Annotated in this window: 19 protein-coding genes; 4 read left to right on the forward strand and 15 right to left on the reverse strand. The window is 46.2% G+C overall.

The window, feature by feature from the left end; translation table 11 throughout:
• Nucleotides 1–15: 15 nt before the first annotated feature.
• The 7 genes from infB to bamA form a co-directional block, all read right to left on the reverse strand.
• Nucleotides 16–2,721: a translation initiation factor IF-2 gene (infB, locus tag Q0380_RS07070; RefSeq protein WP_298961928.1), complete on the reverse strand. Its 2,706-nt coding sequence runs from the start codon at nt 2,719–2,721 to the stop codon at nt 16–18.
• Nucleotides 2,705–2,932 (reverse strand): hypothetical protein, encoded by a 228-nt coding sequence (locus tag Q0380_RS07075; protein WP_040304108.1) that lies wholly within the window; start codon nt 2,930–2,932, stop codon nt 2,705–2,707. Before Q0380_RS07075 ends, infB begins: the two co-directional genes overlap by 17 nt.
• 21 nt (nt 2,933–2,953) lie before the next feature.
• Nucleotides 2,954–3,835 carry a homoserine kinase gene (gene thrB / locus Q0380_RS07080; RefSeq protein ID WP_297948777.1) on the reverse strand — a complete coding sequence of 294 codons (882 nt, stop codon included), beginning with the start codon at nt 3,833–3,835 and terminating at the stop codon, nt 2,954–2,956.
• A gap of 8 nt (nt 3,836–3,843) precedes the next feature.
• On the reverse strand, nt 3,844–4,242 hold the full coding sequence (locus Q0380_RS07085) for a glycoprotease (RefSeq protein WP_298961930.1): 399 nt from the start codon (nt 4,240–4,242) through the stop codon (nt 3,844–3,846).
• Nucleotides 4,243–4,305: 63 nt separating this feature from the next.
• Nucleotides 4,306–5,190, reverse strand: coding sequence for a UDP-3-O-acyl-N-acetylglucosamine deacetylase (lpxC, locus tag Q0380_RS07090; RefSeq protein ID WP_298961933.1), 885 nt, complete (start codon nt 5,188–5,190; stop codon nt 4,306–4,308).
• 50 nt (nt 5,191–5,240) lie between these two features.
• Entirely contained in the window at nt 5,241–6,620 is a 1,380-nt protein-coding gene (locus tag Q0380_RS07095; protein ID WP_298961936.1) for a M23 family metallopeptidase, read from the reverse strand.
• A 564-nt stretch (nt 6,621–7,184) separates the two neighbouring features.
• Complete coding sequence (bamA, locus tag Q0380_RS07100; RefSeq protein ID WP_291935735.1) at nt 7,185–9,440, reverse strand: outer membrane protein assembly factor BamA; 2,256 nt, start codon at nt 9,438–9,440, stop codon at nt 7,185–7,187.
• Between the two features lie 81 nt (nt 9,441–9,521).
• Here bamA and Q0380_RS07105 point away from each other — a divergent pair, with 81 nt between their 5' ends.
• A complete protein-coding gene (locus Q0380_RS07105; RefSeq protein WP_298961939.1) occupies nt 9,522–10,352 on the forward strand; it encodes a prephenate dehydrogenase in 831 nt (276 codons plus the stop codon).
• Nucleotides 10,353–10,474: 122 nt separating this feature from the next.
• Here the strand turns inward: Q0380_RS07105 and Q0380_RS07110 are convergent, their stop codons facing one another.
• The 7 genes from Q0380_RS07110 to accD form a co-directional block, all read right to left on the reverse strand.
• The gene (locus tag Q0380_RS07110) at nt 10,475–11,206 is read right to left on the reverse strand and encodes a metallophosphoesterase (RefSeq protein WP_298961942.1); all 732 of its coding nucleotides are present in this window, start codon (nt 11,204–11,206) and stop codon (nt 10,475–10,477) included.
• A 112-nt stretch (nt 11,207–11,318) separates the two neighbouring features.
• On the reverse strand, nt 11,319–11,756 hold the full coding sequence (locus tag Q0380_RS07115; protein WP_298061046.1) for a hypothetical protein: 438 nt from the start codon (nt 11,754–11,756) through the stop codon (nt 11,319–11,321).
• A gap of 22 nt (nt 11,757–11,778) precedes the next feature.
• Nucleotides 11,779–12,705 carry a tRNA-dihydrouridine synthase gene (locus Q0380_RS07120; protein WP_298961946.1) on the reverse strand — a complete coding sequence of 309 codons (927 nt, stop codon included), beginning with the start codon at nt 12,703–12,705 and terminating at the stop codon, nt 11,779–11,781.
• A gap of 539 nt (nt 12,706–13,244) precedes the next feature.
• Nucleotides 13,245–14,246 (reverse strand): LapA family protein, encoded by a 1,002-nt coding sequence (locus Q0380_RS07125; RefSeq protein ID WP_298961949.1) that lies wholly within the window; start codon nt 14,244–14,246, stop codon nt 13,245–13,247.
• Between the two features lie 2 nt (nt 14,247–14,248).
• Nucleotides 14,249–14,605 (reverse strand): RNA polymerase-binding protein DksA, encoded by a 357-nt coding sequence (dksA, locus tag Q0380_RS07130; RefSeq protein ID WP_005872423.1) that lies wholly within the window; start codon nt 14,603–14,605, stop codon nt 14,249–14,251.
• 9 nt (nt 14,606–14,614) lie between these two features.
• Entirely contained in the window at nt 14,615–15,067 is a 453-nt protein-coding gene (locus tag Q0380_RS07135; RefSeq protein WP_298961952.1) for a 23S rRNA (pseudouridine(1915)-N(3))-methyltransferase RlmH, read from the reverse strand.
• Complete coding sequence (gene accD / locus Q0380_RS07140) at nt 15,067–15,966, reverse strand: acetyl-CoA carboxylase, carboxyltransferase subunit beta (protein ID WP_298953378.1); 900 nt, start codon at nt 15,964–15,966, stop codon at nt 15,067–15,069. The genes Q0380_RS07135 and accD overlap by 1 nt, the downstream gene beginning before the upstream one ends.
• A 93-nt stretch (nt 15,967–16,059) precedes the next feature.
• Between accD and recO the strand changes: the two genes are divergently transcribed.
• Nucleotides 16,060–16,674 carry a recombination protein RecO gene (gene recO, locus Q0380_RS07145; protein ID WP_298961955.1) on the forward strand — a complete coding sequence of 205 codons (615 nt, stop codon included), beginning with the start codon at nt 16,060–16,062 and terminating at the stop codon, nt 16,672–16,674.
• Nucleotides 16,675–16,843: 169 nt separating this feature from the next.
• On the opposite strand, the gene Q0380_RS07150 is transcribed toward recO, so the two are convergent.
• Nucleotides 16,844–17,410, reverse strand: coding sequence for a PAS domain-containing protein (locus tag Q0380_RS07150; RefSeq protein ID WP_005870765.1), 567 nt, complete (start codon nt 17,408–17,410; stop codon nt 16,844–16,846).
• A 156-nt stretch (nt 17,411–17,566) separates the two neighbouring features.
• Here Q0380_RS07150 and Q0380_RS07155 point away from each other — a divergent pair, with 156 nt between their 5' ends.
• A complete protein-coding gene (locus Q0380_RS07155) occupies nt 17,567–18,799 on the forward strand; it encodes an MFS transporter (RefSeq protein ID WP_298961957.1) in 1,233 nt (410 codons plus the stop codon).
• A gap of 85 nt (nt 18,800–18,884) precedes the next feature.
• The gene (gene phsA, locus Q0380_RS07160) at nt 18,885–21,149 is read left to right on the forward strand and encodes a thiosulfate reductase PhsA (protein WP_298961960.1); all 2,265 of its coding nucleotides are present in this window, start codon (nt 18,885–18,887) and stop codon (nt 21,147–21,149) included.
• Nucleotide 21,150: the final 1 nt, after the last annotated feature.

Genomic DNA, 21,150 nt, shown 5'->3' on the forward strand with positions numbered 1-21,150 from the left:
CGGATTTCGCGAGCATTAGTCGATCGTAGCCTGCTCCTCTTTTTGCTTGTAGCTTTCGATAAAATCGCCCACGCGCATATCGTCGTAGCCCTCGATGCCTACGCCGCACTCGAAGCCCTTGGCAACCTCTTTAGCGTCGTCTTTGAAGCGCTTGAGCGAGCTGACGTTACCCTCGAAAACAATGACGCCCTCTCTGATGACGCGGATCTTCGCGCCGCGAGCGATGAGCCCGTCGGTAACCATGCAGCCCGCGATCTGCCCGATCTTAGGCACATTGATGACCTGGCGGATCTCGGCTTGGCCCAAGGCCTCCTCGCTGATGATCGGGCTCATAAGGCCGCTCAAAAGCGCCTTGATATCGTCGATGAGATTGTAGATGACGTTGTAGGTCTTAATCTGCGCGCCGCGCTCCTTGGCAAGCTCTTTGATCTCGCCCGTAGGACGGACGTTGAAGCCCAAGATCACGCAGTTTTCGCTAGCGCTTGCTAAGGCGATGTCGTTTTGCGTGATACCGCCGATGCCGCTGTGGATGATATCTACTTTGACTTCGTCGTTGCGGAGCTTCTCAAGGCTTGCTTTGATAGCCTCCAGCGAGCCCGCGACGTCGGCTTTGACAATCACGGGCAGACTTTTTAGCGAGCCTTCGGCGATCTTGGCGCTTAGCTCGTCGATAGTGACCTTGGTCGATTTGCTAAGCTCTTTTTGGCGCTGATGCTCATAAATTTTACTCGCGTACTCGCGCGCTTCCTTATCGCTTGAAACGCCGATCAGCGTCTCGCCGGCGCCCGGAACCTCGCTAAGGCCTATGATGACGCCGCACTCGCCCGGTAAAATTTGCTTTAGCACCCTGCCCTTATCGTCGCTAAGCGCGCGCACCTTGCCGTACGCGATGCCCGCTACGACGGTGTCTCCAACGCGTAGAGTGCCGTTTTGCACGATGACGGTGGCAACGGCGCCGCGCCCTTTTTGAAGGGAGCTTTCGATGATGGTTGCTTTAGCCTGCTTGCTAGGATCTGCTTTGAGCTCCAAAAGATCGGCTTGTAAAAGCACGATCTCTAATAAATTTTCGATCCCGTCGCCCGTTTTTGCGGAGATCGGCACGAACTCGTAGCTGCCGCCCCACTCGGTAGGCATGATATCAAGCTCTGCAAGCCCCGTTTTTACAAGATCGGGATTGGCGTTAGGCTTGTCCATCTTATTTATCGCGATGATAATCGGAACGTTTGCGGCCTTGGCGTGCGCTATAGCCTCCTTGGTCTGAGGCTTGACGCCGTCGTCTGCGGCCACTACGATAATTACGATATCGGTAACCTCGGTTCCGCGCGCGCGCATCGAAGTAAAGGCCTCGTGACCCGGAGTGTCGATGAAGGTGATCTTCCTGCCGTTTTTTTCGACCATATACGCGCCTACGTGCTGCGTGATGCCGCCCGCTTCGCCGCTTGCTACGCGAGAGTTTCGGATATAATCGAGCAGGCTCGTTTTGCCGTGATCGACGTGTCCCATGATGGTAATGACAGGCGCTCTAGCGATTAAATTTTCTTCGCCTTCGCTGTCCTCGTAGGCCTTGATGTAATCAAACTCCTGCGCCTCATCAATGATATTTACTTCGATACCGAATTCGCTTGCTAAAATTTCTATCGCGTCCTCGTCCAAAAAGTCGTTTTTCGTCGTCATCATTCCAAGCGCAAATAACTTGCCGATGATCTCGCTAGGCTGCTTTTTAATCTTATCGGCAAACTCATAGACGCGGATCTCTTTTGGGATATTTACAGAGCTTACGATTTCGCTACCCTGCTCGCGAGGCGCTTTTTTATGCTTTTTGCGACCGCCGCGACTTATGCCGCCCTCACTGCTAAAAATTTGATTCTGCGAGGCGCGATAAATATTAGGTTGGTTTTTACTTTTGGTGCGGTTTTCGGTTTGGATCGGTTTGACGGTGAAATCGGGCATTACCACGACATCTTCGTCCTCGATGACGATATCCGCCATCTCGTGATCTGGAATAATGTCGATTTTAAGGGCATCCTCTTTTTTGGCAGCGGGAGCTTTTTTCTTTTCGATCTTTTTCTTTTTCAAATTCAGTTCGGCGTTTGAAAAGATCGCCTCCAAGCTCGCGCTCATCTTTTCGCGCCTAGGCTCGATTCTTTCTTGCGTCGGAGTTTGAACTTCCTTCTTCTTTTTAACGATGACTAGACCGCGGCGCTTTTGCAAGCTCTCACTAGCGATGCTATCGCCGCTGTTTATCTGCACCGGCGCAGGCTTTGAGGCGGCGTTTTGCTTTTCCTCTTTCTCCTGCGGGGCGGAGGAAATTTCTTCTTTTTGATTTTGGGATTTTTCGGTTTTCGCCTCGGGCTCTTGCGTACGCGCTTTTTCATCGCTAGGCTCTTTAACGCTCTGCGCGGACTCTTTGGATTCGGAAGCTTTTAAGCTTTCCGCCTTTTTAGGACTCTCTTTTTTAGCGGTTTTTTTAGTTTCGCTCTGTTTTTTAGCGGGCTTATTCTCATCTTCTTGCGCTTTTTCGGAGCTTTTCTTTGCGGGCTTTGACTTTTTCCCTGGCAAAATTCCCGTCTGAATATAATCATAAATAGCGGCAGCTTCTTCCTCGCTTACTTTATTCGACGCGGTTTTTACCTTTTTAAAGCCCATCTCCTGCGCTTTTTCGATTATCTCTTTGCTTGCGTATCCAAGCTCGTCCGCGATATCTTTAATCAGAACACCCATTTAAAACCCTCTCCTTGATATGTCCCAAATCTGCGCTAGACGCAAATTTAGATAGATATTTTGAAATTTTCTCTTTTTGATTTATGCAACCGTCGCAAATATAAAATTGTCTGTTTGAGCTTATATTTTTAAAATTTTGCAAAAAGGCGTGGAGTTCGCGCTTGGCGAAGCGCCCCTTGCAAATAACGCACATCCTAATCGGTTCGCTCATGCGATTATATCTTTATTTTTCTTAGTCAATATTAAAGCCGCCGTTGTCGATCTCTAAAATTTCGACGCGGAAGTTTTTAAAATTTTCGCTAAGGCAGGCTTTAAGCTTTGCGGCGTCGGATCTATAGGCTAAATTTAAAAAGCTTGAGCCGCTTCCCGAGAGCGAGCTCATAAGCGCGCCGTTATCATAGGCAATCTCGCGCACCCCAAAAAGCTGCGGAAGCACGCCCATGCGCATCTGTTCGTGCATCTTATCGATACAGGCATAGCGCAAGCTGTCGTAGTCGCGTCGCATAAAGCAAGCGGTCAGAAACGCCGCGTGCGAGAGGTTGCTAACGCAATCTTTGATCGAAAAGCTCTTAGGTAGCTTACCGCGCGATTCGTTCGTAGGCATCGGCGTATCGGGGATGACGACGACCGCTTGCAGATCTTGCGAAATTTCGCATTTTTGCGTGCGAACCGTCTTGCCGTCCACGACGCTACTGACAAAGCCGCCGAGCGTTGCGGGCGCGATATTATCGGGGTGGTTTTCATATTCCAGCGCCGTGTTTAAAATTTTAGCGCGATCGATCTCAAAACCGCAAATTTTATAAGCGCTTGCGATGGCGCCTACGATCACGGCCGAGCTGCTGCCCAGCCCGCGCGAAAACGGGATGTTGTTGTGAAAAGCAAATTTAAAATTTATCTCTTGCCCGCCGCCTAGTTTTCTGTAAATTTCATTGAAAATATTCAAAAAAGCATTGCCTTTTTTTAGCCACGCTCTATCGCTGCCCTCGCCGCTAAGCGATACGCAAAAAAACTTCTGCTCGGTAATCTCTACTTCGTTAAATAGCCCTAGGCTAAGGCCGAGTGCGTCGAAACCGGGGCCTAAATTTGCGCTCGTCGCAGGAATTCTTATAATCAAGCTCTCTCCTAAACAGCTTCTATGATGTAATTTGGAAGTATATCATCGCTTTTATTTAAAACCGATAAATCCTGCGGCAAAGATAGCGTGGCGGGGGCACATTTTTTCATTTTGATTTCGCCGCACTCGTAAACGTAGCTGAAGTTTTTATTCGCTCTGATCGGCCCAAAGCCGCTTAGCTCAAAGCCGCTGATTGCGTATAGCGGCACATCAAGAGCTATGCTAAGCGTGCGCAATATCACATAGCTTACCTTCATGCCCATAAAGCTGCCTGGAGTATTTGCGTAGATGAGCTCTTTGATCTTATAAGTTTTTAGAATTTCGCTAAATTTGCAGATCAGAAATTTATCGGCTTTTTCGCCCTCATTGCTTTTAAATTCCGCTATCTTAGCGCCGTTTTCATACACGCCGAGTAGGCATGGAGCGCTAAGAGCAGCGATTAGAATTTCAACCTCTTTGATTTTGCGCCCTTAAGCAAAGACTTCTTGATATTCGCGCACAACCTCGGCGGTAAGATCTACTAGCTCGAAATTTTTAGCATCGGCTAAAACTGATAAAGTTAGTTTATGATTTAGATCGTGGCTTCCCGCAAACGCCGTATAATCGCCCAAAATCGGAGCGCCCACCAGCGCCAAATCGCCGATCGCGTCTAAAATTTTATGGCGGACGAACTCATTTTCAAAGCGCAAACCCTCGGGGTTCAAAATTTTATTCTCATCGATTACGACGGCGTTTTCTAAGCTGCCGCCTAGAGCTAGACCCATGGAACGTAGCGCTTGCACATCTTTTAAAAATCCAAACGTGCGTGCTCGCGAAATTTCTTTAAGATAAGCTTTCTTACTAAATTCAAAAACATGGTGCTGAGTGCCGATGAGCGGATGGCTAAATTTAATCGTATAATCAAATTTAGGGCTCTTGCTAGGACTTAGTCGCACGAGCTTATCGCCCTCGCGAATCTCCACGGCACGCTTGATAATAAGGGCTTTTTTATTAGCGTCAAGCTCTCTTACCCCCGCTTCGTCCAAAAGCATACAAAAGCTCGCGGAGCTTCCGTCCATCACAGGAATTTCATTAGCATCGACGATGATACGGATATTATCGATACCATAGGCATTAATAGCACTCATTAGATGCTCTATTGTTGATATATAGCCCTTCTCATTTCCTACGACAGTCGCCATCTGCGTATTTATGACGTTTTTCGGCTCGGCTTTAAAACTAATGCCAAGATCACTTCTATAAAATACGATTCCACTGCCCGCCTCTAAAGGCTCTAACGTAAGTTTGATAGGCTCACCTTTGTGCAATCCGATGCCGACGTTATGGACTTTCTTAGCTATCGTTGTCTGTCTCATTTCTATCCTCGTTTTCATTAACTCGCGCATTATAGCGAAAATTTTAAAATTTACTTACCTTTTTCTATTACTTTTTTGGACGATTCTAAGACGTCGGTAATGTTATCTTTCATCCACTTAGGATCCATCCACTCCTCGGGTCTTACGTCCACACCCTGAACTACGATGCCAAAATGCAGATGATCTCCAAAAGCAAAGCCGCTTGAGCCCGTCTGTGCTAGAATGTCGCCCGGCTTTACGTCGCTGCCGACGCTTAACTGCGTCGCCGAGCAGTGTCCGTATATGCCGTATAATCCGAAGCCGTAGTAAATTCCTAAATTTAATCCGAAAATTCCGTTTTCCTGCGCGAAAACCACTTTGCCGTAGTTACTCTCTTTGATATCGGCGTTTGCGACGCTTGCTAGATCGAGCCCCATATGCCATGACTCGCTTACTTGTTCGTCGTTCATAAAAAATATCCGATGATCGGCAAAGCTTGCTACCGCTGCGCCTTTAGCAAGCGGATAAAAAGGCTTTAGCTCAAATCCATTTATTTTATCCTCGTGCACCGCGCTAGTAGCAGCGTGCAGATCATCTCCGTTTTTCTTACGCAGAGTTTCATTTACGAATTTGAATTTTTCCAGATCGCTCATCGAGTTAAAATTCTGCGCGTATTGGCTAGCCAGATCACTTACTTTGCCGTTAATAAAACCCGGATTTAGCTTGATAGTAGAGACCTTATATTTTTTGTCTTGATAAAAATATTTGATCTGCGAAATGCTTTCGTTGCCTGCACGATCAGTGGCGACCGCTTCTGCGCGAAATTCCTCTAAATTTGCAGGCCACGCTACGAGAGACGCATAATAGCCCTCTTTTACAAAAGGAATTGCTTTAAAAATTTTGCCATAGTTGGTTTTGACATAGACTTCGTTTAGGCGCTCGTCTTTAGCTGAGAATACAACTACAGCGCTACCGCCTTTGGTGATTTTATAGGATTGATTGATGATATTGATGATGGGCTTTTTGTCGTCTATTATTATATTTGCCGTTTTTACGCTCTTATTTCCTTGCGCAAAATTCCACGAGCTAATGTCGTTTGCAAAAACCTCGAGCTTGTAGTTTTTATCTTTATTAAGCATCAAATTTTTAGGAAATTGCACGGCAAGCTCTAGCGTCGTTTGCGGAACGTTCAGCTCCTCATTTAGTAGCGGTATCGTGCTGGCTCCATCGTTTAAATTAACGCGAACGAGCTTAATGCCGGTATCGTCTGAAATTTTAATCTTTAAAGGCGAAGTTAAATTCCAATAAATTTCATTTTCCAGCGCAATTTGCGGAGGATTTTTTTCAAATTTCGGCGAGGTAAAAATTCTAAAAATTCCATAAACCAAAGCGCATATTATAATAAGAAATATTAAAATTTTAAGCTTCGTTCCATTGCCATTTCTACGCATAAAAGAGCCTTTGATATGATTTTAGAGCGCGATTTTACAAGCTTAACTTAAATTATCGGTAAAGCGAGGCAAAATTTAACGCAAATGTTTAGCGATTTACGAGGCGATTTAAAATTTTAAATTCTAGCGACTTTAGAATCTCAAAATTTATGAGCTTTAAAATTCAGTGGCGCGCTAAATCCTATTACAGTGAAATTCCGCGCGCGACAAAGCGGCGTTTATCGTCTATATCGTAATCTTTAAAATTTCAATATTAGAATTTCTTTAAATTATGCTAATGGCTTGTATTGATTTTTTTTAGAACACTTATACTTAAAATTTTGCCATACGAATGAAATTTTAAACTATCTTGATAAATAAAATTCTAAAAAATTCAAAGCAAGCTATGCGTTTAAATTTCATCCTAAGCCGAGCGGAATTCCAATTAAAATTTAGCTCAAACCGCCTACAATAATTCGGCTGCAAATTAGCGCGACACGGAAAGCTAAAATCGTGAGCGTTATTAAATTTTAAGGCGTGCGGTAGAAATTCTACGCACGCCACAGCGTTCGCAAGTCGTCGCGCTTAATTAAATCTAGCACCGATGCTAAATTCGAAGCTATTTGTGTCGTCGTGCGGTTTTTTATTAAGCGGCTTGACGAAGTATAACTGCAAAGGCCCCATCGGCGTCATCCACTCGATACCAGCACCCGTGCTGTAGCGCTCCTCTTCATTCCAGTCATGATCGCCGATCATTCCGTAGTCAAAAAACGTTACAAAGCGCATTTTAAGCCTATCGACCACCGGAAAGCTTAGCTCAAAAGAGTTATTGAAGCTCTGCATGCCGCCTGTTTCGATATAGCGGCAATTATTTGCATTTAAGCAGATCTCTTTTTTCGGGATACTGCGACCTTCGTAGCCTCTAATGCTTTTCATTCCGCCTAGGAATAGCTTTTCGTTGATCGGGATCTTTTTATTACCTTCCCACATATAGCCCGTTGCAGCTTTGTATCTAAAGATAATGTCGTGATCGATATAATCTCGCAAGCCAAAATAGTAGTTAAACGATCCTCGCGCCTTGGTGTAGTCCATATCGCCGCCAAGACCCGCGTACTCTAAGCTAGCACTTGCGATCATACCGCTTCTTGGCAAGTAATAATCATCTGTGCTGTTGTATGTAATAGACGGGATAATCGAGCTTTTTAAATTCTTGCCATCTAGATAGCCTGCTTTGGCGTAATATTCGTTTAAGCCCTTAATCTCGCTTTTTTCGAGATAATATGTAAGGCTTACATCGGTATTACGCCCGATCTTGCGACCGCCCGTGATTGAAAATCCGTAAGATTTCTCATCGTAATCGTCCCAGTCATAGTCGTTGGCAAAGATCGATCCGCCCAAGCTATACTCAGAATCAAATACTCTAGGATTGGTTAAGCTCAAGCGTCCGCTTAACTGATCGTCACTCTTTTCAACCGAGAACGCGCCGTGAAGACCGGTGCCAAATACGTTTCTATCGCTGATACCGCCGCTAAGTAAAATTCCATCCTCGCTGCCATATCCGATACCACCCGTGATAGAGCCTGTAGGAGCTTCTTTGACTGCGACTTCAAGATCGATCTGATCATTAGAAACGCGGTTTTCTTTAATCTCCACCTCATCGAAATATCCCGTGCGTTTTAAAGAATTTAACGAATCGTTGTAGTCGGTTTTGCTATATAAATTTCCCTCGGTCAGATACATCTCGCGGCGGATGACCTTGTCCTCGGTCTTATCGTTACCCGAAATCGTTACGTTTCTAATATAGACTTTATCCTCCGGGATAACCTGATACGTGATAGCGACCGTGCGAGCTTCTTTGTCCTGCTTAGTCTTAGGCACGATGCGCACATAGGCGTATCCCTGATCCGCGACTAAAGTCTCTAGCGTATTCATATCGCGGCGCAAACGCTCGGAATTCATTGTATCGCCCTTTTGAAGCTTGAAATCGTCCAAAACTTTTTCTTTATCAAGCTTGATTATATCTGCAGGATACTCGATATCTACAGAGCTTACGGTATATTGCTCGCCCTCACTGATGTAGTAGGTAAGATCAGCAGTGTAATTATCCATATCGGCATTAAGTAGCGGCGCCGAAACCTGCGCGTCTAAGTAGCCTTTTTTATAATATTCTTCTTGAATTCTATTTGCGTCGTTAGGAAGCTCGGCGGTTTTTACCTTGCCGTCGTTAAAGCCCCACATCCAGCCCAGCATCTCGCGTTCTTTATTGGCAACGGATGGCTCTATATCATCATAGTCGAGCTTGTCTGCGCCTACTAAATTTACCTTATCGATGATGATATTTTCGCCGCGATTTACCTCGATCGTTAGCAAGATGACCGATTTATCGTCGTTTATCGGCTTTGGATAAAATTCCACCACGGTATCAAAAAAGCCCTTGACTTCGTAGTATTGCTTGATACGGGTCTCCGCTTTTTTAGCAGCCACCTCGTCGTAAACCTGACCCGGACGCAAGCCGATGAGCTCATTGATCTTGTCGCGATCATTGGTCACTACGTTTTTGATCTCGACCTTAGCGATAGTCGGCTTTTCGGTTACATTGATAGTGACCGCGCCGCCTTGTTCGCTGATATAAACGTCGCTGAAATAGCCCTGCTCAAATAGCTTCGAGATCGCAGCATTCGTGTTTTCGCCGTTAAGCTCATCGCCTACCTTAAGTCCTGAAATTTGCTGTGCGACCTGTGGAGAAAGATGCCTTAGCCCTTCAAATTTAATGGATTTGATCTGCGCGGCGCACGCCACGGAAATCCCGCCTACTAAGAGTAAAAAAACGCTTTTTTTCATAAAATTTTACCTAAAAACGAAAATAATTTGCGTATAATACCACATTAAAATTAAAACTTGCATATATCAAAAAGGAATTTTATGAAGATAGGAATTATCGGCTTGGGTCTCATCGGCGGCTCTCTTGGGCTATGCCTAAAAAGCACCAAAATAATTAGCGCCGTCTATGGCTGCGACATCAACCGCGAAAACGAAAAAGAAGCTCTGCGGCTCGGGCTCGTGCATGAAATTTTAAGCCTGGAACAGATGAAGCAAAGCTGCGACGCGATCTTTCTCGCAATCCCCGTGGAGGCAATTATTGAGACGTTGCAAAAACTAAGCGACTGCAGAAGCGAGACGACGATCATCGATCTGGGAAGCACGAAATTTAAAATTTTGCAAAACTGCCCGCCGCAGATCAGACGAAATTTCATCGCAGCTCACCCAATGGCAGGTACCGAAAACTCCGGCCCGCAAGCGGCGTTTAAAGAGCTTTTAAACGGCGCGGTAGTCGTCATCTGCGACGATCACGGCGCAGATGAAGTGCATATCAAACGAGCGGTCGAAATTTTTTCATTTGCAGGGATGAAGATTGTATTTATGGACGCAAAAAGCCACGATCACCACGTGGCGCTCATCTCGCACCTGCCGCATGCGATCAGCTATTCGCTCGTAAACAGCGTGCTAAAAGAGGAAAATCGCCGCAATATCATAAATTTAGCCGGCGGCAGCTTCTCGGGCATGAGCCGTATCGCCAAGAGCTCGCCGCAGATGTGGGTCGATATTTTTAAGCAAAACCGCACAAACCTGCTGGGCGCGATCGATGCTTTTAAAAACGAGCTTGAAATTTGCGTACAGATGATTGAGGGCGAGCGCTGGGGCGAGCTTGAGGCGTGGATGTATGAAGCGCGCAAGCTAAGGGATATTATTTAAAATTTCAGCACGACCTGACTGCGCGACGGGTGCTTTAAGAACGCGTCTTTAAATTCTAAAATTTCGCTTTCAAACAGCCCGCACAAATTTAAATTTTAATACGTGCGAGCCTGGATGCGAACTCAAAAATCTATGCATTCTTGCGTAAAAATTTTCTTTGAGGGAAACTCAAACTCGCAAAGCCTCGCCTTCTCGCCCCAGTGCTTTTTATAAACACAGCCCAGATCGATATTTGCGCTAAATTCCGTAATGACGGGCTTTTTTACCGGCGTGTGCCCGTAGACATTAAAAATTCCATCATTCGCGCTATCATCTCCGCGCCCGCTTAGCACGTGAGCGGCGAAGCTTTTCGCGCGCTCTACATCGTGTCTAATCCCCCACGCGCGCCCCACTGCGGAGTGCGATACGACGAGAGCGCGACCGCTTTCATCACACAAATCATACTCCAGGTAAATCGGCAGCCGCGAGACAAACCGCAGATGCTCCTTGCATTGCTTCACGCCTCCGTGACGATAATACGACGCTAGCGTCGCCTCACCGCCGTTATTAAATAGCCAGCTTTCATCCAGGCTAAAAAATGCGTAGAGGTCATTTGAACTCGTAAATTTGCCCGTCTTTGCGCACCTTAGTGCAGTTTTTGCGTTGCCCGCAAAGCGCTTTTCGTGATTGCCCATCACCGCGTCATATCCGCGAGTGCGCACTAGCTCCACCACATCCGCGCTCGCAGGGCCTCGGTCGATCAGATCGCCCACAAAGCAAATTTTGCTATCAAATTTATGCGGCAGCTGCTCTATTAACGCCAAAAGCGATCTGTAGCAGCCGTGCACGTCGCCTATGATATAGATATTTTGCATAATTTTTCCTTAAATTTTAACGCCCTCGCCTTTTAACGCGCGAGCTGTGATTGTAAGCGGCGACCAAGAATTTCAAGGCGAAATTCTGCACTAAATTTTAAAATTTCGCGCGCTAGGACTTGGGCGGATAAATCTGCTTTAGAACCTCGGCTACGACGATCATAAAAAGAACGATAAATATTAATGCGCTAAGCAATGAGGAATAAAACCTCGCAAGATGCAAATCTGAAACAATCAGCGCCACAATCATCATCCCTAAAAATGGCGATAGCATCCAAACCGCTGCTGTAGGCAAAAATAGATTTACGAAAAAATCCGTGAGCTTACCAAAATCCTTTAACTTTGCGGCAAGTATCGCGCAAATCCCGCAGAAAAATATCCACAAAAATAGGAAATATACGCACTTCTGCTGTAGCCATTCTAAGGGATCGTCAAACCGGACGCTAGATGTGTCAAAAATCTGCCCTATAAAAAAACCCATTAAACTTGAAATGCACATCAAGCAAAAACTCATCGAAAATGCGCAGGCTATAATTTTTAAAATAATCATCAGAGTTCCTAAAATTCTAAATTTAGGCTAAAAATTCCTCGATTAGCCGAGTCATTTCGCTCTCAGCAGCGACGTGGTTGATCTGCTCGCGAAAGCTTGCGGCGTTTTCGCGCCCCTTGGAGTATTCGTGCAGATGCTTGCGAAATATCGCCACGCCGTGGCTGCCGTAGTGGCTTAACATCTGGGAGAAATGATAGAGCACGACCTCCCTTTTTAGCGCGTCGCTTGCGCGTTCGCCCGTTTTGATCTCGCGAAAGATCCACGGCCTGCCGATGACCGCGCGACCGATCATCAGCGCGTCTGCGCCGCTAAGGTCTCGCACTGCAGGCGCATTGGCGGAGTTTATGTCGCCGTTTGCGATCACGGGGATTTGCAGCGCGCATTTGGCTCTTGCGATCGCGCCGTAATCCACCGCCGCGCTGTATCCGCCCGCTCTGGTGCGGCCATGAATCGCGATAAAATCGGCTCCTGCGCCTTGTACGGCGCGAGCGATATTTTCGATATCCACGGCGCCGAAGCCCAGCCGCACCTTCGCGCTCGTAAATTTTTTGTTCGAATACTTTTTTATAGTCTCAACCAGGCGCGATAGACGGGGCAGATCGAGCAGCAGCGCCGAGCCGGCACCTTGCTTTACGACCTTGGGGACGGGGCAGCCGCAGTTTAGATCGATGCCGTCGATGCCGTCAAATTTATTGATGAGCAAAACCGCCTTTTTGATAATTTCCGCATCGCTGCCCGCGATCTGCACAAAAAATGGGGTTTCGGCGGCGTTTTTTTCGAGCATCTTTAGCGTCTTTTCACCCTCGAAAACAAGGGCGTTTGCGCTTATCATCTCGCTTACGGTCGCGTCGCAGCCGAATTTTTTCACTACGCCCCGCAGCGGCGGATCTGAAAAGCCCGCCAAAGGCGCCAAAAATAGAGGGTCCTTTTTAAAAAAATCTTCCGTCATTTTAAATTTCTCATTTTGATTTCGTTTGAATTTAAACCTTTAAATTTAATACCGCAGCGCTTGCAGCGGATTTTGCCACGAGCTTCAAAATTTTAAATTTCATAGGCTGTGGCATTCGCATTTAGGCGCAAATTTTATTTTTAAGCTTAGCTAATTTGCATGGCGGCAAAACGGCAGCAAGAATGATCGCCACTAAATTTTATTTGCACGGCGAGCCCAACAGCAGCTTGCAAAACGCCGCGCGGATTTTAAAATTTCATCACTTTATTCGGCTAGCAAGTCTTGCGCTTTACGTTTAAATTTTAAATTTCATCGCGTAAATGCAAAATCCGTTTACGCGCGCACTACACAAACAAATCTTTTAAATTTTACCGCTTGCGCGCATTGATTTTTCGATAAATTTTGAAATTTCAAATTTGCGCGAGTTAGAATTTTATCCGCATTTTAAATTTTATCGCGTAGGCTGTGTTTAATGGACGCAAAGAGCGTAAAAAGCAGCCTCTCTTACCCGCATAAAACGAACTCGTAAAATTACTGAGTTAAAATAACAGCGACGCAGGAACGTTTTTGCCGTTGTCACGCAAAAATAGCAGAATTTTAAACTTCTCAAACTCGTCGCCGTCGGCAAGGCTTAGCTGCTCTCTAAACTCGTCGATCATGCCAAGCTCATATAGCGCGTACAGATATGCCTCGGTTGCTTCTTGATTCTCGTTTTTGAGCCGCTCGAAAAAGGCTTTGTATTGCTCTGGAGCGAGATGATTTTTTAGCTTTTTAGCAAAGCCGATAAAATCCTGCTCGCTAAATTTTTCATTATTTACGAGATCGAAAAGTTCCTCGCTACTGATCTCAAAGCTCGCGTCATTCACCGCGCGATCCACTAAAATATTTACCTCGGCTATATCTTGAGGAATTTTATAAGCTTTGATCTTATCGTAGCTTCCTTTGGCAAGCGCTACGGCATAGGCTTTTTTAGTGATATTTTCACTATAAACGCCCTTGGTTTTTAAAATTTCATACGCATACGCAGGCTCGGCGTCGAGGCGATTGAGCTCGTTTTGCAAAAATAGTCCGTTATCTTTAGGGAGTTTATATTTTCGCAGATCCGCCACTTCGCCGTTTTTAACCTTCTCGATAACGCCTATGACCTCTTTTAGATCCTCATTTTTGACGTCTATGCCGGTGCTATCGTACCACGGAGATAAAATTTTAGTAAGCTCGCTTGGGTCTTTAAAATACTCGGTTTTAAAGTCTTTATTGGTATCAAGACCCAGCAAAACCTCTTTACTCATCGCATCATATGCGCTTAGATCCTTTGCGATCGCCCTTTTTGTGCGGTAAAACGCAAAGCTATGAAAAACGATATGAAAAATCGCCAAAATCATATATAAAATTAACGGCAGCACGATCCACACTGCCACAGGAAGCGTAAACGTAAAACCGAAAAGCCCCAGCGTATAGCTACTGCTTTGCTGCGTAAAAACTAAAATCGCGACGATTGCGATATAGACGATCGAATATAAAAAGAATTGCTTGGTTTTCATAGCTAACTCCTATTTTGCTTTTCCGCCTGTTCCTTGCACGAAATGCACAATCTCGCCTCCGGATTTACCTTAAGACGCTCTAAGCTTATCTGCTCGCCGCAGCTCTCACAAAGCCCATAAGTGCCGTTTTCGATGCGCTTAAGCGCGCTTTCAATCTCTAAAAACGCCTTTTGTTGATTAACATTGAGCGAGTATTCGATGCTTAAATCCGTATTCATGCTCGCTACGTCAAAATCATCCGCAGCTTTATTCTCGCGCAATTCCGAAATTTCATTTACAGAGCTATTAATATTGGCGATGAGTTGCTCTCTTTTTTCTTCTAAAATTTTCTTGTAAAATTTCAACTCGTTTTTCTTCATTCTTTCCCTTTATTTGTGATATGGATGGTTTGCGTTAATGCACAATGCGCGAAAAATTTGCTCAAAAAGCAAAAGTTTAGCGATTTTGTGCGCTAACGTAAGCCTGCTAAGACTAATTATTTTATCGGCTTTTGCCTTAAAATTTTCACTAAGCCCATAAGCGCCACCGATGAAAAACGACACGCTGCTCTTATCCTTTAGCATACTCGCAAATTCCATGCTATCTAGCTCCTGTCCGCGCTCGTCCAGAGCCACGACGTATCCGCTAAGGCGTGGTAGATAAGCTTCATCGTACGCCATAAGTGCGAGTTCGCGGGATGCTGCTTGAGCGCGAGCGATATTAGCGTTAAAAAACGTCTCATCTCGCACCGCGGCAAATTTAGCCGCCATTTTTTTATAATCGCTTATCTCGCTAGCGAACTCGTCCGCGCCCTTTTGGATGGAATTTACCGTTATCTGCACTACTCTTCGCTTCCCTCTTCGTGCAGCGATTTGTCACTCGTGTCGTCAATCTGCACAGCGTTTTTGCTCAGCACGTTGATTACATCGCTTAAATACTGCCTCATCTCAGCTCTAGGAACGATCGCATCAATTAATCCGTGCTCGAGCAGAAATTCCGATCTTTGAAAGCCCTCCGGCAGATCCGCGCCGATAGTTTGCTTGATGACGCGCTGTCCAGCAAAGCCGATAAGAGCGCCGGGCTCTGCGATGATGATATCTCCCAGCCACGCAAATGACGCACTCACGCCGCCCATCGTAGGATCAGTAAGAACGGAGATGAATGGAATTTTATGCTCGGATAAAATTTTAAGCGCGGCGGAGGTTTTGCTCATCTGCATTAGCGAAAAGGTGCTTTCTTGCATCCTTGCGCCGCCGCTTGCGCTTACGATGATTAGCGGCTCGTTTTTATCCAGACTGCGCTTTACGGCGCGCACGATCTTTTCGCCCTCCACAGAGCCCAGGCTTCCGCCCATGAAGTTAAAATCAAACACCACGAGCTGAATTTTTTGGCGACTTATAGCGCCCTCGCCCGCGATCACCGCGCTAAGCCTGCCTGTTTTTTCTTTGCTCTCGGCAATACGCTTTTTGTAGGATTTTTTATCGACGAATTTTAGCGGATCGACGGGCTGCAGATTTTGATCGTACTCCACGAAAGAGCCTTCGTCGCAGATCAGATCGATGCGAGCCTGCGCGTCAAAACGAAGGTGATAGTTGCACTTCGGGCAAACGCTATGATTTTGCTCGACCTCTTTGCTATACATCAGTGCGCCACATCCCGGGCACTTGATCCAATGCGTAGGAGCTTCGCTCGGCGCAGGTTGCGTCCTGCGTATTTTTGAAAATAGATCTCCAAAATTCATATGATTTCCTTTAAATTCTATGAAATGAAACTTCTGATTATAACCTAAAATTCTTTATTTAAATTTATATGTGAATTTCGCTAAAATAGGAAAATGCAAGGATTTATATTAAAAACGACCAATGTTAGGGATGAGGACTGCATCGTGGACGTGCTAAGCGAAAGTGCGCTCGTGCGTGCGTATCGCTTTTACGGCGCGCGCCATTCAAACATCATCCAGGGCTATAAAATCGACTTCGAGCTCTCGCAAAATCAAAACTTCCTCCCTCGTCTTAGCGGTGTGATGCATCTAGGATACGCGTGGCTAGGAAGCCGCGAGAAGCTGCTATTTTGGCAGCAGTTCATGCGGCTTTTACACGCGCATCTAAAAGATGCCGAACATCTGGATAAATTTTATTACGAGCTGCTAAACCACGCTGCTATGCGCTTTGGCAAACAAAATCCGCGCCGCATAATCGTAGAAAGCTACGCCGAAATTTTAAAATTTGAGGGGCGCTTGCACGACGAGCCATATTGTTTTTTATGTGATGAGGAAATTTTAGAAAATATCGCGCTATGCCGCGGTTTTTTGCCCGCGCACGAGCATTGCGCGCAAAGAGCGGGCTTTGCGCAGGATGAAATTTTAGAATTTTTACGAAGCAAAAAGACGCTAAATTTAAACGACGAAACGGCAGAGAGGCTCTACGACATAACGCTTGAGGGACTTTGATCTGTAGCGCGTTTGATGTGGACGTAAAATTTCAAAACTCAAGTGCTAAATTTAAAATTTCGTAGAATTTCAAAATTTCATGAACGGGCGGTTTTGTACTTTATCTGCCTTTTCTCGCGCAAAGCCAAACAATCGCATTGCGCGGGGTTTGCATTAAATTTTAACTGAACTAGCTAAAAAGCTTTTTCATCGCCTTAAAAAACATTGCGGTGAGCGGATTTGATTTGCCTGAGACCTTTGCGATCCAGCTCTCATAGGTCTCGCCTTTGCTTTTTAAAAAGTCCACGAGCGCCTTTTGGCTAGCCTGCATACCGCCGTTTCTTTCAGCATCCAGCAATGCCCTATAAATTGGCTCTATAGTTTCGATCGCGGATCTTGGTGGAGCCTTGCGAAATGCCGTGTATTCGGTGATCTGCCCTGTTACAGGGTCTTTTTTAGAAGTAAATTCTGTAATGACCCAATAAAAGCGCCCGTCTTTGGCTAAATTTTTAACCACAGCGGTAAAATCCTTGCCCTGCTGTATCGTATCCCACATGAGCTTAAACGCTATGCGCGGCATGTCCGGATGTCGTATGATATTATGCGGCTGCCCCAAAAGCTCAAGCTCACTATAGCCGCAAATCATACAAAAATACGGATTTGCAAACGTGATAATGCCCTTCGGATCGGTTTTGGAAACTATATAGCGCTTCTCATCGAGTTTGATCTCCTGATTAATTGGAGTCGGTCTTTGCATTTTTAATCCTTTGCTTAAAAATTTATTGCAGAGTATATAAAATTTTTCTTTTCAGAAATATTAAATTTTCGTTAAATTTTTATAAATGTTAAATCTTTAAGTGAATTTTTAAAATTTAATGTATAATCTCAAATCAAAATTTCAAAAGGCGGCGCGTTGAAAAATCCCTTCCTATCGCTTAAATACTCAAATTTTAGAATTTATTGGATCGGGATGAACCTCTCGCTGATCGGCTCTTGGATGCAAAGCGTCGCGCTGCCGTGGCTAGTGCTAAGCATCACCGCAGACGCTTTTAAGGTCAGCCTTGTAGCCGCGGCGCGGTTCTTGCCCGCGCTACTTTTTACGCCATTTTCCGGTGTACTGCTCGATAAGTTTAATCGCAAAAAGATCCTTTTGCTCGCTCAAATAGGCATGGCGGTGACCGCTTCAATTTTCGCAGTTATGAGCTTTTGTGAGCTATATTCTTTCGGCAAAATTTTATTTTGCGCTTTTGCAAGCGGCATCTTTACCAGCATGGACGCCCCGAGCCGTCAGTCGATGGTAAAAGACCTCATCGACTCGCCCCGCGATCTAGCCAACGCCATAGCGTTAAATTCTATGTCCTTCAACGTCGCTCGTATTGCAGGACCCGCACTTGCTGGGATCGTGATGGCGCTGTGGGGCGTGGGCTTTTGCTTTTTATTTAATGCACTTAGCTTTTTAGGCATCATCGTTTCGCTGTTTTTCATAAAAATTCCGCCATCCGCTACTACGCTATCTAGCAGAAGCGGAGGCGTTTTTGCCTCGATCGGTGCTGGAATTTCGTATGTATCGCACAAAAAAACTCTAAGCGAGCTAATGATAATAGTGCTTATCGTAGCGACGCTGGTGCCAAATTATAATGTAACGATCTCGGCACTCGTTAAGCTTAGCCTAGACGCGGATGAGCGAAGCTTTGGATATTTGATGTCGACTCTAGGCGTGGGAGCCTTTTGCGGCGCGCTTTTCGTAGCAGTCTTTGATAAACTTGGCATCCGTAAAATCAGATCGTGCGCGATCGCTATGGGGGTGAGCTTAGCTCTTACTGGGGCTGCGAATTCCTTCGCATGGGCTGCGGCAGGGCTTGCCGTAACTGGATTTCTTTTCGTAATCACAAACTCAAGCATCAACTCCACCGTGCAAATGCACGTAAGCAACGAATTTCGCGGGCGTGTGCTTAGCTTATACGCGCTATTTTTAATAGGTAGTACGCCATTTGGAGCGCTCATATCGGGCTTCTTTACCGAGCTATTAGGCGCTCGCGTAGCCCTTGCGATCTGCGGCGCAATTAGCATTTTGCTACTGCTGGCTCTATTTTATGGCTTTAAAATACGGCGCAGGACGCATTTTATCTTTCGAGATAAAGTCTAAGCCAAAAGCTGCATTATCAAAATTAACCTTATTTTTACGATGAAGCCTTAGAATTCCTACCGAAACTTAAAGGTAAGGAGTTTTTATGAATAGACGAAATTTCTTAAAAAGCACCGCCGCGATCGGCACGCTAGCGACACTAAATCTAAATTTAAACGCTAGCGCGGTTACAGGCGGGGCGGAAAAGAAAGTCGCCAGCGTCTGCGAGATGTGCTCCTCGCGCTGTCCTATCGAGGTGACCGTCAAAGACGGCCGCGGCGCTCTCATCGAGGGCAACCACAGGTTTGCAAACAAAACCTCCGTCTGCGCTCGCGGCGGAGCGGGCATCAATCAGCTCTACGACGATCAAAGACTCATTAAGCCGCTCATTCGCGTAGGCGAGCGCGGCGAGGGCAAATTTAGAGAAGCAAGCTGGGACGAGGCGCTTAAAATTTGCGCGCAGAGGCTGGACGAGATTTCGCAAAAATACGGTCCGCAAAGCGTGGTTTTTACCTCCAAAACGGGCGAGCACCATACTCAGATGATGAATTTCGCCTGTGCCTACGGCAGCCCGAACATCTACTCGCACTGGTCCTGTTGCCCGGTCACCTACAATATCGCCGTGCCGCACACCTTCGGCACCAACATGCAAAGAGACTACGGCGACGCAAAATATATCGTAAATTTCGGCCACAATCTTTTTGAGGGAATCGACATCTCAAAAACCAAAAAGCTCGCAAAAGCCGCGAGTAGAGAGGACGTAAAGCTTTTGGTGCTCGATCCGCGCTTTAGCGTCGTAGCTTCCAAAGCAGACGAGTGGCTACCGATAAAGCCGGGAACCGACGCGGCGTTTTTGATGGCGCTGATTCACGTCTGGCTGCGCGATAACAAATACGACAAAAAATTTATCGAACAATACGCCGTGGGGCTAGAGGAGCTAAGGGAGTCCGTTAAGGATACGACGCCACTTTGGCAGGAGGCTATCACGGGCATCAAAGCGGACAAGGTAGAGCGCATCGCAAATGAAATTTACGCCGCGGCTCCCGCAGTCATAATCGATTGGGGTCATAAAACCACGACCGCCAAAGCCGAATACGTCCGCACGCGCGCCATCGCGATCGCAAACGCGCTGATGGGAAACGTCGAGAAAAAGGGCGGAATTTACTTCTCTAAAGACTCCAAAACCTTCAACGCGCTTTGCAAAGAGGATCTATTCCCTACCATCTCAAACCCAGATAAGGAGTTTAAAATTCCAAAGACCGCGCGCATCGACGGCTGCGGCGAGGAAGGTAGCGAAAATTTCTTCGTGCCGCGCAAACACGGCGTTTTAATGCAGATCGCGCCTACGATTTTAAGCGAAAAGCCTTACCCCGTAAAAGGCTGGGTCAGCACGCGCTTTAACCACCTCATCAACGTTGCAGGCGTGGATAAGAGCGTAGAGGCGATCAAAAAGCTAGACTTCGTGCTCGCAATCGACGTATATATGAGCGACTTTGCGTGCCTAGCCGACGTGATCTTGCCAGAATCCACGTATTTGGAGCGTGATGAGTCGATTCAAAACAAAGGCGGCACCGCGCCTGGATTTGTGATGCGAAACAAAGCCGTCGAGCCGGTGGGCGATACAAAGTGCGGCTATGAAATTTTTAGAGAGCTTGCGAGGGTGATGAAGATCGATAAAGATTATACCTGGAACAATATCGACGAATACCGCATGCAGCAAGCCAAAGGCAACGCCGAGCTGATCGCAAATTTAATCAAAAACGGCTACGTAAGCTACAAGGTGCCGAAGCTGTATTACCGAGAGCCGAAGCTCGTGGCTAAATTTATCGATAAATATCCTGCCGCGGCGGAGTTCGTGGACGAAAACGGCGAGATGAGCTCGCAGATGAAATTTAAAACCCCGAGCGGCAAGATTGAGCTTTTCGCGCCGAAAGTGGAGGAGCTTTTCGCGGGATACGGCTGCTTAAACACCGAGGGTATGGACGTATTCGGCGGACACAAATACTGCCTAATGACCGGCAAGACCGCACTTCACACCAACGGCCACACGCAAAATGTCAAAATTTTAAACGATATGATGAGCGAATCGCCGGTTTGGATCAGCCCAGCTTCTGCAAAAGCGGAGGGGCTAAAGACGGGCGATGTCGTGAAGCTTAAAAATAAATTCGGCGAGCAAAAGGCTAAAATTTTCGTCACGCAAGGCATCAGAGACGATTGCCTATTTTTATACCACGGCTTTGGGCACGTAAGTCCGGGGCTAAAGCGCACGAACGGCATAGGCACTAACCAAAGCGTCCTTCTCGATCCCGCTGCGGGTCCTGTGGTAAGCACGATGGTAACCAACGTCGGCGTCGATATAGTTAAAATTTGAA

The sequence above is a fragment of the uncultured Campylobacter sp. genome, assembly GCF_937959485.1.
Taxonomy (GTDB): Bacteria; Campylobacterota; Campylobacteria; order Campylobacterales; family Campylobacteraceae; genus Campylobacter_B.